We start from the raw sequence: 16,339 nt of genomic DNA on the forward strand, positions 1-16,339 counted from the left end.
CGCAACAAGTTGGTTCCTACAGACGATTGTGTCGCCGCAGATGGTTGTTTGGCGGCGTTGAAAGACGATCAGGAGAGAAACATGGATAACTGGATCAGTGCCCTCGCCGATTTGCAAAATCAAGGCGAGCCCTGTGTGTTGGTGACCATCATCGATGAGCGCGGTTCGACGCCGCGCAATGCTGGCTCGAAGATGGTGGTCAGTGCCGAGCGGATCTTCGAAACCATCGGTGGCGGGCATCTGGAATACAAGGCGATGGAAATAGCCCGTGAGATGCTCGCCAGCGGCAGTCAACACACCCGCCTGGAACGCTTCAGCCTCGGTGCAAGTCTGGGCCAGTGTTGCGGTGGGGTAAATGTGTTGCTGTTTGAGCCCATGGGCCATCCACAAGCGCAGATCGCAGTGTTTGGTGCAGGCCATGTGGGGCGCGCGTTGGTGCCGCTGTTGGCGAGCCTGCCGTGCCGGATACGTTGGATTGATTCCCGGGAAAATGAGTTCCCTGCGCAGATTCCCGAAGGTGTGTCACGCATCGTTAACGAAGAGCCTGTGGATGAAGTCGAGCAGTTGCCCAAGGGCAGTTATTGCATCGTCATGACCCACAATCATCAGCTGGATCTGGAACTGACGGCGGCGATCCTAAAGCGCAACGACTTCACCTATTTCGGCTTGATCGGCTCAAAAACCAAACGCATCAAGTTCGAGCATCGCTTGCGTGAACGCGGTTTCGATACCGCGCTGTTGCAACGCATTCGTTGCCCAATGGGCTTGGCCGAAGTCAAAGGCAAATTGCCGATCGAAATTGCCGTGTCCATCGCCGCTGAAGTAATCGCCACCTACAACGCTAATTTCGGCCAGCACAGCGCCGACGCCGTGCCGATTGCCCACTTGCTGCCGGTCTCCCGCCGCAGCCAAGCACAACAATAAATGAGAGTGTTATGAAGTCCGTGTCTGTCAGTACCCATGCAAGCACCATCAAAAAAGCCTACCGCGCCGCGATTCTGCACAGCATCGCTGATCCGGCGGAAGTTGTGATCGAGGCCTCCTATGAGTATTTTTCCGACGGCTTACTGGTGGTCGAGGACGGCAACATAGTCGCCCTTGGGCACGCTGCAGATTTACTTGGCACGCTCGGCAGTGATGTCGAGGTCACGCAATACCCGGACGCGTTGATCACCCCCGGGTTCATCGATACCCACATCCATTTGCCGCAGACCGGGATGGTCGGGTCCTATGGCGAGCAGTTGCTGGACTGGCTGAACACCTACGTTTTCCCCTGCGAAAAGCAGTTTGCCGACGCGGCGCATTCGGCCGAAGTATCAGAGATTTTCATCAAGGAATTGCTGCGCAACGGCACCACCACCGCGCTGGTATTCGGCAGTGTGCACAAGGCCTCGGTGGAGGCTTTTTTCAGCGCGGCAGAGAGGCTCAACTTGAGGATGATCGCCGGCAAGGTGATGATGGACCGCAATGCCCCGGATTACCTGACCGATACCGCAGAGTCCAGCTACGTCGACAGCAAAGCGTTGATCGAACGCTGGCACGGCAAGGGTCGTTTGCACTACGCCGTAACGCCGCGCTTCGCGCCCACCAGCACCCCGGCACAATTGGCGCTGGCCGGGCAACTGCTCGACGAATACCCAGACGTGTATATGCAAACGCACATCAGCGAGAACCTGCAAGAAGTTGAGTGGGTGAAGGCGTTGTTCCCGGAACGCAGCAATTATCTGGATGTGTACGACCACTTCAAATTGCTCGGTGAACGCTCGGTATTTGCCCACGGCGTGCACTTGTGCGACGACGAATGCGCAAGGCTGGCGGAAACCGGTTCGGCGGTGGCGTTCTGCCCGACGTCTAACCTGTTCCTCGGCAGCGGTTTGTTTGATTTGCCCATGGCGGAGAAGCACAAACTGAACATTGGTTTGGGCACCGATGTCGGCGCGGGAACGAGCTTCTCGCTGCTGCACACGCTGAACGAAGCGTACAAGGTGATGCAGCTTCAGGGCGCCAAACTGAGCCCGTTCAAATCGCTGTACCTGGCGACGTTGGGCGGCGCACGGGCGTTGCGTCTTGAAGACAAGATCGGCACGTTGTATCCGGGAACCGAAGCAGACTTCGTGGTGCTTGATTACACCGCTACGCCGCTCCTCGCCTACCGCTTGAAACAGGCGAAGGATATCGAGGAGAAGTTGTTCGTGCTGACCACCCTGGGTGATGACCGGACGGTGCTGGAGACCTACTCGGCCGGGCAGCGAGTGCACAAGCGCGACTAGTCACCGACGCGGATTTTTCTGAAGGACCGCGGCGTGGTCTTCCCGAATAAATTCGGTCCCACAGGATTTCAACCGGTCGATTCCTCAGCTAACTCCTGATACAGCGCGGATCTGTAGGAGCCAACGTGTTGGCTCCTACAGGGACTCCTGACTTAAACCGCCTGATTCCTACCCGGTTTTTTCTTGGTCAGCATCAAGTGCGAGAACACTGCGTGCAGGTCGTCGGAGGCGCTGTCTTCGTCGAGGTTGAGCTTGCTGTCGATGTGGTCCATGTGATGCATCATCAGGTTCACCGCTAATGCCGCGTCGCGCGCTTCTATGGCATCGATCAACTGGTTGTGTTCATCGTAAGAGCAGTGTGAGCGATTGCCGCTTTCGTACTGCGCGATGATCAATGAAGTCTGCGACACCAGGCTGCGCTGGAAGCTGATCAGCGGCGCATTCTTCGCCGCTACGGCCAATTTCAAGTGAAACTCCCCCGATAAACGAATCCCCGCGCCGCGATCCCCGCGGGAAAAACTGTCGCGCTCGTCGCTGACCATCTGTCGCAGTTCGGCGAGTTGCTCAGGCGTTGCATGCTCGACGGCCAGTTCAGTAATCGCCTTCTCCACCATGCGCCGCGCAAAGAACACCTGACGCGCTTCTTCCACACTCGGGCTGGCCACTACCGCGCCACGGTTTGGCCGTAGCAGCACGACCCCTTCGTGGGCCAAACGTGATAGCGCACGACGAATAATCGTGCGGCTGACACCGAAAATTTCCCCCAGCGCTTCCTCACTCAGTTTCGTACCGGGTGCCAGACGTTGCTCCAAAATAGCCTCAAAGATATGCGCATAAACGATATCGTCCTGGGTTCCGGTGCGGCCAGTCTTGAGGGTACGCGGATGCTTTTTGAGGGGCTGCAACTGTTCGTTCATGGGTTCTCGAGGGCAAGTCACAGAAAAGTACCGGGACATTGTACACAGTGCATTGGCGTTGAATAGCGACAGCTATATCGACAGCGTTATGCATACAGTTCTAAATATTTAGCCAACAGCGTAAAAAACATTATTTGCTTTTTTTGTATACAAAAGCATAATCGGCCTCGTGCAAATTCCTGACTTGATGGTCAAAAAAACCATCAACTCAAACGCACCACCTCACTGCGCTATTACTGGCGTGGGAAAAACAATAAAAGTCTTGAGGAGTACCCCTGCTGTGGAAAGTCGAAAATCCGAAGCAACAACGCTGGATCTTACGCCGCCAAGCACAGGCTTGCTTGAACGTGTCTTCAAGCTAAGTGTGCATGGCACAACCGTCAGAACCGAACTGCTAGCGGGCCTGACCACGTTCATCACCATGGCGTACATCATCTTCGTCAACCCCAATATCATGGCCGACGCCGGCATCGACCACGGGGCAGCGTTCGTCGCTACCTGTATCGCCGCCGCGCTAGGCTGCCTGTTGATGGGGTTGTACGCGAACTGGCCCGTAGGTTTGGCGCCGGGTATGGGCTTGAATGCCTTTTTTACCTACACCGTGGTCGGCACCATGGGCTACAGCTGGCAAACCGCGCTGGGTGCTGTGTTTATTTCCGGCTTGATCTTCATGTTTCTGACCCTGTCGCGCATTCGCGAATGGCTGCTCAATAGCATCCCGATCAGTTTGCGTTTCGCCATGGGCGCGGGAGTTGGTTTGTTTCTTGGCATCATTGGCTTGAAAACCGCCGGTATCGTGGTCGCCAGCCCCAGCACGTTGATCAAGCTTGGCTCGCTGCGTGAACCTGGGCCGTTATTGGCTGCGATCTGTTTTCTGATGATTGCCGTGCTGAGCTACCACCGCGTTTTCGGTGCGATTCTGATCAGTATTATTGCGGTGACACTCGCCGGCTGGGGTTTGGGGTTGGTGCAATACAACGGCATTTTTTCTACCCCGCCGAGCTTGGCCCCGACTTGGCTGGCAATGGACGTCAAGGGCGTGTTCAACGTCAGCATGATCAGCGTGGTGTTGGCGTTTCTGTTCGTGCACATGTTCGACACCGCAGGCACCTTGATGGGCGTTGCTCAGCGCGCAGGACTGGTGAAGCCTGACGGAAAAATTGAAAACCTGTCCAAAGCGCTGAAGGCTGACAGTGCCTCCAGCGTATTTGGCGCCCTGGTCGGCGTGCCTCCCGTTACCAGCTATGTCGAAAGCGCCGCAGGTGTTGCGGCAGGAGGACGTACCGGGCTCACCGCAGTTACCGTTGGCGTGCTGTTTATCGTGGCAATGTTTTTTGCACCGCTGGCCGGGATGATCCCCGCCTATGCCACTGCTGGGGCGCTGATCTACGTCGCGATGCTTATGATGGGTGGCATGGCACACATCAACTGGGACGAAGCCACCGACAGCATTCCAGCCATCGTCACCGTGATCATGATGCCGTTGACGTTCTCGGTCGCAGACGGCATTGCCCTTGGCTTTATCACCTACGTGGTGCTCAAGGTCGGCACCGGCAAGCACAAGGAAATCTCCGTCAGCCTGTATGCGCTGTGTGTGATTTTCATCGCCAAGTTCGTATTCCTGTAAGCAGCACACGACATCGGGTGAAGGCAGATCTGTTAGCCGTCGCCCGATAACTCGAAGCCAGTGACCGTTTTTCGCACCAAAAAAAGCCCGCAGTGTGGGCGGGCAAGAGGAAATGAAACAGATTGACCAGCGGCAGTTAACTACCGCGATAGGTCGAATAGCTGTAAGGCGAAATTAACAGCGGCACATGGTAATGATCTTGCGTAGCGTCGATGCCAAACCGCAGTACCACGACGTCGAGAAAGGCTTGATCGGGCAACGTCGTACCTCGAGCCCGGTAATAATCACCGGCCTGGAACTGCAATTGATAAACCCCAGTGCGATAGTCGTCACCTTCCAACAACGGCGCATCACAGCGGCCGTCGCTATTGGTCACGGCCTTGGCGACTGACTCCAGGCGATCACCTTCGACTCGGTACAGTTCAATTTTGATGCAGCTGCCGGGGCAGCCGTGTGCGGCGTCCAGTACATGCGTCGTCAGTCGTCCCATTGTTTGTCTGCCCTGCGCGGTCTGTTAAAGGATAAATACCGCCCCGTTCTAGTGCGCTGACCGGGGCGACGATGTGGAATTAAGACATTTTTTATAAAAATTGTACACAATAAAAACCACACCTTTTCCTGAGTCGCCTGCTACTTCGACACAGCTGCCGTTTTGGCCTTAAATCAAGCGGTTCAAGCATCGCAGGACTAGAAGCTGATCGATTAGGCAAGTTTCTTGCAAACAGATTATTCTGAAAAAGATGAAAAGTCGGGCTTACAAAACGATCAATAAGTTGTATACAATCGATCCATCGCGGTGGCTCATCCCGGATTGACCCGGCAACCACTGCCACTGACAACACGTACAGAAGGAAGAGCGCAGTGAGTGCTGATTATCCACGCGACCTGATCGGTTACGGCAATAACCCACCCCATCCCCACTGGCCAGGGAATGCCCGCATCGCCTTGTCGTTCGTACTGAATTACGAAGAAGGCGGCGAGCGTAATATTTTGCACGGCGATAGCGAATCCGAGTCCTTCCTGTCGGAAATGGTCTCGGCGCAACCGCTGCAGGGCGAGCGCAACTTGAGCATGGAGTCGCTCTACGAATATGGCAGCCGCGCGGGTGTCTGGCGAGTGCTCAAGCTGTTCAAGGCGTTCGATATTCCGCTGACTGTTTTTGCCGTAGCCATGGCCGCGCAGCGTCATCCGGAGGTGATCCGCGCCATGGTTGAAGCCGGTCATGAGATTTGCAGCCACGGCTACCGTTGGATCGACTATCAGTACATGGACCAAGCCCAAGAGCGTGAACACATGCTTGAAGCGGTCCGCATCCTCACCGAGATCAGCGGCGAGCGTCCGCTGGGTTGGTACACCGGTCGTACCGGTCCTAACACCCGTCGGTTGGTCATGGAGGAAGGCGGCTTCTTGTATGACTCGGACACCTATGACGATGACCTGCCCTACTGGGAACCGAACAACCCCACTGACAAGCCGCACCTGGTAATTCCGTACACCCTCGACACCAACGACATGCGTTTTACTCAGGCCCAGGGCTTTAACAACGGCGAGCAGTTTTTTCAGTACCTCAAGGACGCTTTCGATGTGCTGTATGCCGAAGGCGCCGAGGCACCGAAGATGCTCTCGATCGGTTTGCACTGCCGCCTGATCGGGCGCCCGGCCCGCTTGGGCGCGCTGAAACGCTTCCTCGAGTACGCCAAAGGTCACGAGCAGGTTTGGTTCAGTCGCCGGGTAGACATCGCGCGCCATTGGCACGCTGAACATCCGTATCAAGCGACAGCCTGTAAAAAAGGACAGACAGCGAAATGACTCATTTCCAAACCCTGACACCGTCGACCCTGAGCCGCGATGAATTCGTCGCCGCCTTCGCTGACGTTTACGAGCATTCAGCGTGGGTTGCGGAAATGGCCTACGACCTGGGTCACGACGCCGATCTGGACCAGATCGAAACCCTGCACGCCCGCATGAGCGACATCCTGTTAAGTGCTGATCACGCCCGGCAACTGGCGCTGATCAACGCTCACCCGGACCTTGCCGGCAAAGCCGCCGTGCAAGGCCAACTGACCGAAGCCAGCACCCACGAGCAAGCTGGCGCCGGTATCCACCAATGCTCGGCCGAAGAGTTCCAACGCTTCACCGAGCTGAACGACGCCTACAAAGCCTCGTTCGCGTTTCCCTTCATCATGGCGGTGAAAGGCAGTGACCGGCATCAGATCCTCGCCGCCTTCGAAACGCGCATCCATCACTCGGTCGAGACTGAGTTCGCCTGCGCCTTGGCCGAGATCAACAAGATCGCGATGTTCCGCTTGCAAGCCCTCTGACCGCGCCTATCCCACGCCAATTCTAAAAAAGGCAGACAAGATCAATGAAAGCTTACGCCGCACCGTTCGAGAAGTTCGTCAACCTGGCCGATGCCCGTCTGGGCACCACCATTGTCTCGGTGACCGATGACTGGTTCGCCGACGCCAACCGCTTGTTCCAGCCCACCCCTGCGGTGTGGAAAGAAGGCGTGTTTGATGACAACGGCAAATGGATGGACGGCTGGGAGTCACGCCGCAAACGCTTTGAAGGTTACGACACCGCGATCATTCGCTTGGGTGTGCCCGGCTCGATTAAAGGCGTGGACATCGACACCGCATTCTTCACCGGCAATTATCCGCCATCGGCCTCACTGGAAGCCTGCTTCTTGACCTCCGGCGAGCCGGACGAAAAAACCCAATGGACTGAAGTGCTGCCCGCTGTCGAGCTCAAAGGCGACAGCCATCACTACCACGCCATCAACAATGATCAGGCGTACAGCCATTTGCGTTTCAATATTTACCCGGACGGCGGTGTGGCGCGTTTGCGGGTGTATGGCGTGCCGTTTCGTGATTGGTCAACCGTCGGTGATAGCGAACAGATCGACCTCGCCGCAGCATTGAACGGCGGTCGGGCGCTGGCCTGCTCCGATGAACACTTCGGGCGCATGAGCAACATTCTCAATCCTGGCCGTGGCGTGAACATGGGCGACGGCTGGGAGACCGCACGGCGTCGGACACCGGGCAACGATTGGGTGATCATTGCCTTGGGCCATGCTGGGATGATTGAGCAAGTGGTTGTCGACACCCTGCACTTCAAGGGTAATTACCCGGACACCTGCTCGATTCAAGGCGCATTCGTCAAAGGCGGTACCGACAGTCAGATCGAAACCCAGAGCTTGTTCTGGCGTGAACTGCTGCCGGCACAGAAACTGGAAATGCACGCCGAACACAGCTTTGCCGAACAGATCAAGGCCCTGGGCCCAATCACCCACATCCGCCTGAATGTATTCCCGGATGGGGGTGTGAGTCGGTTGCGGGTGCTGGGTAAAGTGGCGAAATAGCGTCGAGCCCCGCGAATAAATTGAACAAACAACAACGTATTCAGAGATAAAACCACCATGCGCACCTTAGTGATCGAGCCCCTGACCAAAGAAGCTTTCGCCCCATTCGGTGATGTTATCGAAACCGATGGCAGCGATCACTTCATGATCAACAACGGCACGACCATGCGTTTTCACAGGCTGGCAGACGTCGAAACCGCCACGCCGGAGGATAAAGCGATCATCAGTATCTTCCGCGCCGAAGCGCTGCCGATGCCGTTGACCGTGTGCATGTTGGAACGGCATCCGCTGGGCAGCCAAGCGTTCATACCGCTGCTCGGCCACCCCTTTCTGATCGTGGTCGCGCCGGTTGGCGATGCACCTGCATCAGAGTTGGTCCGCGCCTTTGTCAGTAATGGCAGGCAGGGCATTAATTACCATCGCGGCGTTTGGCACCACCCGGTGCTGACGATCGAAAAGCGGGATGACTTCCTGGTGGTTGATCGCAGTGGAACAGGCAATAACTGCGACGAGCATTTTTTCGAGGAGGGTCAGAAATTGATCCTCGCCCACCAATAAGAAAGGCCTGAACACCCGTAGTGGTGGCCGGCAAGATTCAGAGGTAGATACCGTGCAAGCACATTTGATGGAATGGCTGAATCTAAGCGTGCGTTGGATTCATATGATTACCGGCGTGGCCTGGATCGGCGCCTCGTTCTATTTTGTCTGGCTGGAAAACAACCTGAACCGGGTTAACCCGCGTGACGGGCTGGCAGGCGACTTGTGGGCGATTCACGGTGGCGGCATCTACCACCTGGAAAAATACAAACTCGCGCCCCCGACCATGCCGGATAACTTGCACTGGTTCAAATGGGAAGCGTATTTCACTTGGATGTCCGGAATCGCGTTGCTGTGCGTGGTGTTTTACGCCAACCCGACCCTGTATTTGCTGGCCCCCGGCAGTGGCCTGACGGGCATTGAAGGCGTGGCTATCGGCATCAGTTCGCTGATCGCCGGTTGGTTCATTTATGAGGCGCTGTGTGATTCTGCGTTGGGCAAACGCCCTGCCCTGCTCGGCCTAGTGCTGTTCGTGCTGCTGATTGCTGCTGCGTTCGGGTTCAGCAAAATATTCAGCGGACGCGGTGCGTATCTGCACGTCGGCGCCATCATCGGCACGATCATGGTCGGTAACGTGTTCCGCGTCATCATGCCGGTGCAAAGAGCATTGGTCGCGGCCATCGCCGAGAACCGCACCCCGGACCCTGCCCTGCCAGCCAAAGGCTTGCTGCGCTCGCGGCACAACAACTATTTCACCTTGCCCGTGCTGTTCATCATGATCAGCAACCACTTTCCGAGCACCTACGGCAGCCAGTACAACTGGTTGATCCTGGCCGGTATCGCGGTGATGGCGGTGTTAGTGCGTCACTATTTCAACACCCGTCACAACAGCCATAAATTTGCCTGGACCTTACCGGTAGCGGCGCTGGGCATGATCTGCATGGCCTATGTCACGGGGCCGACGCCGATATCGAAAGCCCCAGACGTGGCGGGTCCGGCAAAAATCGAATACCAACCTCTACCAGAAACCGCGTTGGGGGGCCATAGAGCCGATCCTGCTGCAGCCGTCGCCGCAGCACCCGTCGCGACCCAAGCAGTTGGACCCGATTTCAACGCTGTTCACAGCGTGATCAAAGAGCGCTGTGCCGTGTGCCACTCTGCCAACCCCACCAGCCCGTTGTTCAGCGCGGCACCGGCCGGAGTGATGTTCGACACCGCACAACAAATCCAGCAAATGGCCCCGCGCATTCAAGCTCAGGCAGTTATTTCGCAAGTCATGCCGCTGGGCAACATCACGCAAATGACCCAAAAAGAACGCGATCTGCTCGGCGCGTGGATCGATCAGGGAGCAAGGACGAACTGAAGGAGCACTAGGCTTTAAGCTGCAAGCGGCAAGAGCGCTACAGATTGGAACGCTTGCCGCTTAGCGCTCCGCTACCCCGCCACTCCCCAAAATAAAAATAACGAGGTGTTGCATGTCCGAGTCAAATCACGCGCGGATTCCAACCGCGCCGCCACGACAGCCTTTGCCCCTGCTGCAAATGATTCTGGTGGGCTTGCAACACGTCTTATTGATGTACGGCGGCGCTGTTGCGGTGCCGTTGATCATCGGCCAGGCGGCTGGTCTGTCCCGTGAAGAAATCGCCTTTTTGATCAACGCCGACCTATTGGTTGCCGGTATTGCCACGGTGGTGCAGTCGCTGGGCATTGGGCCGTTGGGGATTCGCATGCCGATCATGATGGGCGCCAGTTTCGCCGCCGTCGGCAGCATGGTAGCCATGGCGGGCATGCCCGGCGTTGGCCTCACCGGGATCTTCGGCGCGACCATCGCCGCCGGTTTTTTCGGGATGCTGATCGCCCCGTTCATGTCGAAAATCGTGCGCTTCTTTCCGCCGCTGGTGACCGGTACCGTCATTACCTCCATCGGCTTGTCCTTGTTCCCGGTCGCCGTAAACTGGGCCGGGGGTGGCAGCAAAGCGGTGAGCTTCGGTGAACCGGTCTACCTCGCGGTAGCGGCCTTGGTGCTGGCGACTATCCTGCTGATCAACCGCTTCATGCGGGGCTTTTGGGTCAACATTTCGGTGCTGATCGGTATGGGCATGGGTTATGTGCTCTCGGGTTTGATTGGCATGGTCGACCTCACGGGCCTGGCTCAATCGCCATGGGTCAGGGTGGTCACACCGCTGCATTTCGGCATGCCGGAATTTCACCTCGCACCGATCTTATCCATGTGCCTGGTGGTGGTAATTATCTTCGTCGAGTCCACTGGAATGTTTCTCGCGCTGGGCAAAATCACCGACCGCGAAGTCACCCCCGGCATGCTTCGACGCGGCCTGATGTGCGACGCGGCGGCCTCGTTTCTCGCTGGTTTTCTTAATACCTTCACCCACTCGTCGTTCGCCCAAAACATCGGTCTGGTGCAAATGACTGGCGTGCGCTGCCGCTACGTGACGGTGGTGGCGGGCGGCTTCCTGATCAGTTTGAGCTTGCTGCCGAAAGCGGCGTTTCTGGTGGCATCCATTCCACCTGCGGTGCTAGGCGGCGCGGCCATCGCCATGTTTGGCATGGTGGCTGCGACAGGGATTAAGATCCTTCAAGAAGCCGACATCGGTGACCGACGTAACCAATTACTGGTCGCCGTCAGCATCGGCATGGGCTTGATCCCAGTGGTACGACCGGAGTTCTTCGCGCACCTGCCATTATGGATGGGGCCGATTACCCACAGCGGCATCGCCCTCGCCGCACTCAGTGCAGTGTTGTTGAACTTGCTGTTCAACGTACTCGGGGGGGCTGAGCGCGAAGCCATGAACAAGGCTGCGCACCCGCATTGATCGCCTCTAGCTAAACCACCTGAAACAGATCGCCTCGGCTGACGGACCGTTGCTTGTCCGTCGGTCATGGCGAAGCCATGTCAAAAATTCACCCTTGAAACAGCGGAAAAAAAGCGCCGTCACAGAGCGCTACTTAATAAAAACCAAGCCACTCAACCCCTGGGAGCAACCCGCATGACTCTTATTTTTTCTCGCCTGGTCGCCAGCAGCCTGATCGCTGCCGGTATCCTGTTCGCTGCCGGCCAAACCATGGCCGGCGACCTTGTGCAATGGCAAAGCAACAGCCTGACGTATCTGTGGGGCCAGAACTACGCCGTCAACCCGGAAACACAACAGACCTTCACCTTCGAACATGCTGACGGCTGGAAGTACGGCGATAACTTTCTGTTTGTCGACAACACGTTTTACAACGGCAAACCGGACAGCCAAGTCGGTCATTTCGGGATGTATGGCGAGTTCACCCCGCGCCTGTCACTGGGCAAGATTTTTGGTCAGAAATTCGAGTTCGGTCCGATCAAAGACGTGCTGCTAGCGATGACGTATGAGTTTGGCAAAGGCAACGTCGAGTCCTATCTGATAGGTCCGGGTTTCGACCTGGCGATTCCGGGCTTCGACTACTTTCAACTGAACTTCTTCCAGCGTCATCCTGACGGTACGCGACCGGGGAACAATGTGTGGCAGATAACGCCTGTTTGGTCCTACACCATTCCAGTACGCGGGTCGGACATACTAATTGATGGTTTCATGGACTGGGTCGTGGATAACGACAACAACGCTCGCGGTACTTACCACGCTAACTTGCACTTCAATCCGCAGATTAAATATGACTTGGGTAAAGCCATGAGCCTGGGCGAAAAGCAGCTGTATGTCGGTGTCGAATATGACTATTGGAGCAACAAATACGGGATTGAAAATAGCAAGAATTTCGATACTAACCAAAACACAGCGAGCTTATTGGTTAAAGTGATGTTCTGATTCCTGACGCCATTTCGCAGGTAAGCCGACTCCCACAGGATGCGTGCCATTACGCAAACTGTGGGAAATTCTAAGTTGGGAGCGACGCGCAGTGCCGGGCATTCTTGAGACTGCCGTAAAGCCGGTGCTACCATGCGCAACCGTCGGCACTGGCAAGGAATTTTCTGGTTTATGAGCAGCATTCGCGAGCGAAACAAAGAACTGATCCTTAACGCAGCCAGTGAAGAGTTCGCCGACAAGGGCTTCGCCGCCACTAAAACCAGCGACATCGCGGCTAAGGCCGGGCTGCCAAAGCCCAATGTTTACTACTACTTCAAATCCAAAGAAAACCTCTACCGCGAGGTGCTCGAAAGTATCATTGAGCCTATCCTGCAAGCTTCAACGCCCTTTAATCGGGACGGTGTGCCGGCCGAGGTACTCAGCGGCTACATCCGCTCGAAAATTCGGATCTCCCGCGACCTGCCCCACGCTTCAAAAGTATTTGCCAGCGAAATCATGCATGGCGCCCCGCACTTGACCGCCGAACAAGTCGGGCAGCTCAACGAGCAGGCAAAGTACAACATCGAATGCATCCAGTCCTGGATCGACAGCGGCCAAATTGCCCCGCTGGACCCCCACCACCTGATGTTCACCATCTGGGCGGCGACCCAAACCTACGCCGACTTCGACTGGCAAATCTCCACGGTTACCGGCAAACCAAAACTCGAAGACAGCGACTATGACGCCGCCGCCGAGACCATCATCAGGTTGGTGCTCAAGGGTTGTGAGCTCGACAAATAGGCTTATTGATTAAAAGATAATTTTGTAGGAGCTGCCGACGGCTAAGATTCGAGGCCTTGTGTTTACTGCGTGAACACGCGGTGTTGCAGGCGGGGCAGCATTTTCACAGACAGAAAAATGGTTTGACCAAGGTGACTGGTCGTGAATACACTTCGCCCACGACAAATATTGTATACAACTATAAAAATAATTGATCACAAAAAAATATCTCATGAACCAAATTTCTTGCCCGGACTGGGCTGAAGCCATCCTCAATGGCTTCAGCCAAGTTCTACTACAACGTCATCCTTCTTGCGGACTGCTTTGCCTCCTTGCAATTCTTCTCACCGCACCCGCGTTGCTCGGCGGCGCGTTACTCGGTGCGATAGCTGGTTTACTCACCGCACAACAGCGCGGCTATGATAAAGCCGAGCGCCAGGCCGGGCTCTACAGTTATAACGGAGTGTTGATAGGCGTGTTGCTGTGCCATCAACTGCCTTGGTCACCCCTGGTGCCATTGCTGATTATTGCCTGCGGCGGTTTGAGCGCAATGTTCATGCACCACTGGCTGGAGCACACCAAGCAGGCGCACTGCCTGAAGGTTTACACCACGCCGTTTGTGCTGATCAGCTGGCTGCTACTCGCTTTTGTGATGCCGCATATACCCGCAGAAAACACTGGCAGCACATTACTAAACGCCGTGCCTCAGGGCCTGGGCCAAGTATTTTTGCTCGATCAGCCACTGGCAGGGCTGATGATCGGCGCTGGACTGCTCATTGCTGATCGACGCGCAGCCTTTTGGGCCTTGCTTGGCTGCATCGGTGGAATCGCCGTCGCGCTTTTACAAAATGAACCCTCTAGCGCGCTGTTAGGGCTTGCCAGCTATAACCCGGCACTGGCCGGTCTGGCGTTCAGTCATCAGCGCAATAGACCATGGCTGCCTATATTCGCCATCGCTTTGGCGATTGTCTTGCAGCCGGGATTTTCACAGTTGGGACTACCGACCTTGACCGCTCCGTTTGTGCTTGCCTGCTGGCTGGTTCAGGCAAGCGCTCGCTTGCTGCGACAGTCGGCGTCCGATCACCGCTTGCGCTGGTGAGCCGAAAGCTCCAGGCTTTGCGAATATTCACTTTGGAATTGACCCATGGACAGCAACACCGGCTGGCGGGAACAGCTACGCATCATCATTTTCCACACAGACACTGCCGCGGGCCGTCGCTTCGACACGGCCTTGTTGCTGATCATCTTATGCAGCCTATTCATCGTCATCATCGACAGTATCGACAGCATTCATCGCCACTACATCGATTTCTTTTCCTATATCGAGTGGGGCTTTACCATCGTATTCGCTATCGAGTATGCCCTGCGGTTGTATTGCTCACCGAAACCAATGCGTTATGCCTTCAGCTTTTATGGGCTAGTCGATCTGCTGGCAATTTTGCCGGGAATCCTTGCGCTGTATTACGCTGATGCACAATATTTGCTGATCATTCGAATCATTCGGATGCTGCGAATCTTTCGAGTGCTCAAGCTTAGTCCCTACTTGAAACAAGCCAACTTCTTGCTGCTGGCATTGCGCGGCAGCAAGCAAAAAATCATTGTGTTTCTCGCCACGATTTCCACCTTGGTGATCATATTTGGCACGTTAATGTATGTGATCGAAGGGCCGGAGAATGGTTACACCAGTATTCCGGTCGGCATCTATTGGGCCATTGTCACGATGACCACCGTCGGCTTCGGCGATATCGTACCGAAGACGCCAGCAGGACAAATGTTAGCGTCGCTGTTGATGATTACCGGTTATTCAATCATTGCCGTGCCCACTGGCATTTTCACTGCCGAACTGGCCAACGCCATGCGCGGTGGCGACCTTGAACATCAATGCCCGGTGTGTGCCAAATCCAACCACGAAAATGAAGCGTCGTTCTGCGCTCGTTGCGGCAATGCGCTGTTTCCAAAAGTTGAGGAGCAGGTATAAGCACATTCGTTTTTAATATTTTAAAAGCGGCACGGCATCCAGCTATCGTCGCGCGTATCCACTTTGCGGATGACAAAATTTTCGAAGCCAATGAGCGAGACCCTACGCCGACTGTGTGAAACCGTAGCCCGCGAGGGTCGATTTTGTGCAGGTTATTTGCCCCGCATAGCCGCCGTTAATTTATCCACGTTGTAGCGAAACATCTGTGCATAAGTCGCCGCTGGGCCATCCGCAGGGGATAGTGCTTCGACGTAAAGTTCACCGCCGGGTTGGGCGCCGCTGGCGGCTGCGATTTGTTTGACTAGGCGCGGATCACCAGAGTTTTCGAAGAAATAAGCGCTGACGTGCTCGCTCTTGATCTGACGAATCAACTTTGAAACGTCGGCCGCCGACGGCTCCGCTTCGGTTGAAAAACCCACTGGTGAAAGGAAGGTCACGCCGTACGCATCGCCGAAATAACCGAATGCGTCATGGGAAGTCAGAACTTTGCGCTGAGCCGGAGGAATCGCTCGGACTTGAGCGCGAGCGTAGGCATCGAGCTCTTGCAATTGGGCGATATAACGGTCGCCGTTGGCTTGATACACACTGGCGCCATCAGGGTCTGCCTTCTTCAGCGCAGCAATGATATTGCGTGCGTAAACCACACCATTGGCTGCGCTGTTCCAAGCATGCGGGTCAGTGACGCGCTTGCCGTCTTCTTCCATACTGCGGGTTTTAATGCCGGTAGATAGCACCACAGGCTCACCGCGATAACCAGACGCTTTTATCAAGCGATCCAGCCAACCTTCCAGATTCAAACCACTGACGAACGCCAGATCGGCGTTTTTCAGTGCCTGAGCGGCGGCCGGGGTTGGCTCGTACACATGCGGGTCGCCATTGGGGCCAATCAGCGAAGTGACGTGAACCCGATCACCGCCAACGTTGTGCACCATATCGGCAATGACAGTGAAGGAAGCCACCGCTTCTAGCGGTTTGGCCGAAACGAAACTAGAAAAAACGGACAGCATAATGGCTGCCACGGCGCCCGATAGCATTGGTTGTTTCATGTTGATCCTCGAAGTGCGTTAAGAAACAGCGTTAGGAC

At 55.9% G+C, this 16,339-nt stretch carries 16 protein-coding genes; 13 read left to right on the top strand and 3 right to left on the bottom strand.

Going from position 1 to position 16,339, the window contains the following annotated elements:
* Positions 1-81: 81 nt before the first annotated feature.
* Positions 82-924, top strand: a complete 843-nt coding sequence (gene xdhC / locus RGW60_RS10995) for a xanthine dehydrogenase accessory protein XdhC (RefSeq protein WP_322204607.1) — start codon at positions 82-84, stop codon at positions 922-924.
* Between the two features lie 11 nt (positions 925-935).
* Positions 936-2,270: a guanine deaminase gene (guaD, locus tag RGW60_RS11000; RefSeq protein ID WP_322204609.1), complete on the top strand. Its 1,335-nt coding sequence runs from the start codon at positions 936-938 to the stop codon at positions 2,268-2,270.
* A gap of 152 nt (positions 2,271-2,422) precedes the next feature.
* On the opposite strand, the gene RGW60_RS11005 is transcribed toward guaD, so the two are convergent.
* Positions 2,423-3,187, bottom strand: coding sequence for a GntR family transcriptional regulator (locus RGW60_RS11005; RefSeq protein WP_322204611.1), 765 nt, complete (start codon positions 3,185-3,187; stop codon positions 2,423-2,425).
* Positions 3,188-3,467: 280 nt separating this feature from the next.
* On the opposite strand from RGW60_RS11005, the gene RGW60_RS11010 reads away from it, so the two are divergent.
* Positions 3,468-4,814 carry an NCS2 family permease gene (locus RGW60_RS11010; protein WP_322204613.1) on the top strand — a complete coding sequence of 449 codons (1,347 nt, stop codon included), beginning with the start codon at positions 3,468-3,470 and terminating at the stop codon, positions 4,812-4,814.
* Positions 4,815-4,950: 136 nt separating this feature from the next.
* On the opposite strand, the gene uraH is transcribed toward RGW60_RS11010, so the two are convergent.
* The gene (uraH, locus tag RGW60_RS11015) at positions 4,951-5,304 is read right to left on the bottom strand and encodes a hydroxyisourate hydrolase (RefSeq protein WP_322204615.1); all 354 of its coding nucleotides are present in this window, start codon (positions 5,302-5,304) and stop codon (positions 4,951-4,953) included.
* Between the two features lie 371 nt (positions 5,305-5,675).
* On the opposite strand from uraH, the gene puuE reads away from it, so the two are divergent.
* The 10 genes from puuE to RGW60_RS11065 all read left to right on the top strand — a co-directional run bounded on the left by puuE (position 5,676) and on the right by RGW60_RS11065 (position 15,255).
* Positions 5,676-6,623, top strand: coding sequence for an allantoinase PuuE (gene puuE, locus RGW60_RS11020; protein ID WP_322204617.1), 948 nt, complete (start codon positions 5,676-5,678; stop codon positions 6,621-6,623).
* Positions 6,620-7,135: a 2-oxo-4-hydroxy-4-carboxy-5-ureidoimidazoline decarboxylase gene (gene uraD, locus RGW60_RS11025; RefSeq protein ID WP_322204619.1), complete on the top strand. Its 516-nt coding sequence runs from the start codon at positions 6,620-6,622 to the stop codon at positions 7,133-7,135. Before puuE ends, uraD begins: the two co-directional genes overlap by 4 nt.
* Positions 7,136-7,179: 44 nt before the next feature.
* Positions 7,180-8,175 carry an allantoicase gene (alc, locus tag RGW60_RS11030; RefSeq protein ID WP_322204620.1) on the top strand — a complete coding sequence of 332 codons (996 nt, stop codon included), beginning with the start codon at positions 7,180-7,182 and terminating at the stop codon, positions 8,173-8,175.
* Positions 8,176-8,232: 57 nt separating this feature from the next.
* Positions 8,233-8,733 carry an ureidoglycolate lyase gene (locus tag RGW60_RS11035; RefSeq protein ID WP_322204623.1) on the top strand — a complete coding sequence of 167 codons (501 nt, stop codon included), beginning with the start codon at positions 8,233-8,235 and terminating at the stop codon, positions 8,731-8,733.
* Positions 8,734-8,785: 52 nt separating this feature from the next.
* Positions 8,786-10,075: a urate hydroxylase PuuD gene (locus RGW60_RS11040; RefSeq protein ID WP_322204625.1), complete on the top strand. Its 1,290-nt coding sequence runs from the start codon at positions 8,786-8,788 to the stop codon at positions 10,073-10,075.
* A gap of 112 nt (positions 10,076-10,187) precedes the next feature.
* Positions 10,188-11,543, top strand: coding sequence for a nucleobase:cation symporter-2 family protein (locus tag RGW60_RS11045; protein ID WP_322204627.1), 1,356 nt, complete (start codon positions 10,188-10,190; stop codon positions 11,541-11,543).
* 174 nt (positions 11,544-11,717) lie between these two features.
* Positions 11,718-12,518, top strand: coding sequence for an outer membrane protein OmpK (locus RGW60_RS11050; RefSeq protein ID WP_322204628.1), 801 nt, complete (start codon positions 11,718-11,720; stop codon positions 12,516-12,518).
* Positions 12,519-12,689: 171 nt separating this feature from the next.
* Entirely contained in the window at positions 12,690-13,298 is a 609-nt protein-coding gene (locus RGW60_RS11055) for a TetR/AcrR family transcriptional regulator (protein ID WP_322204630.1), read from the top strand.
* A gap of 211 nt (positions 13,299-13,509) precedes the next feature.
* Positions 13,510-14,376, top strand: coding sequence for an urea transporter (locus RGW60_RS11060; protein ID WP_322204631.1), 867 nt, complete (start codon positions 13,510-13,512; stop codon positions 14,374-14,376).
* Positions 14,377-14,421: 45 nt separating this feature from the next.
* Positions 14,422-15,255, top strand: coding sequence for an ion transporter (locus RGW60_RS11065; RefSeq protein WP_322204632.1), 834 nt, complete (start codon positions 14,422-14,424; stop codon positions 15,253-15,255).
* 152 nt (positions 15,256-15,407) lie between these two features.
* Here RGW60_RS11065 and RGW60_RS11070 read toward each other — a convergent pair whose 3' ends face one another.
* A complete protein-coding gene (locus RGW60_RS11070) occupies positions 15,408-16,301 on the bottom strand; it encodes a metal ABC transporter substrate-binding protein (protein ID WP_322204634.1) in 894 nt (297 codons plus the stop codon).
* Positions 16,302-16,339 lie beyond the last annotated feature (38 nt).

The organism is Pseudomonas sp. AB6, assembly GCF_034314105.1.
Taxonomy (GTDB): Bacteria; Pseudomonadota; Gammaproteobacteria; order Pseudomonadales; family Pseudomonadaceae; genus Aquipseudomonas.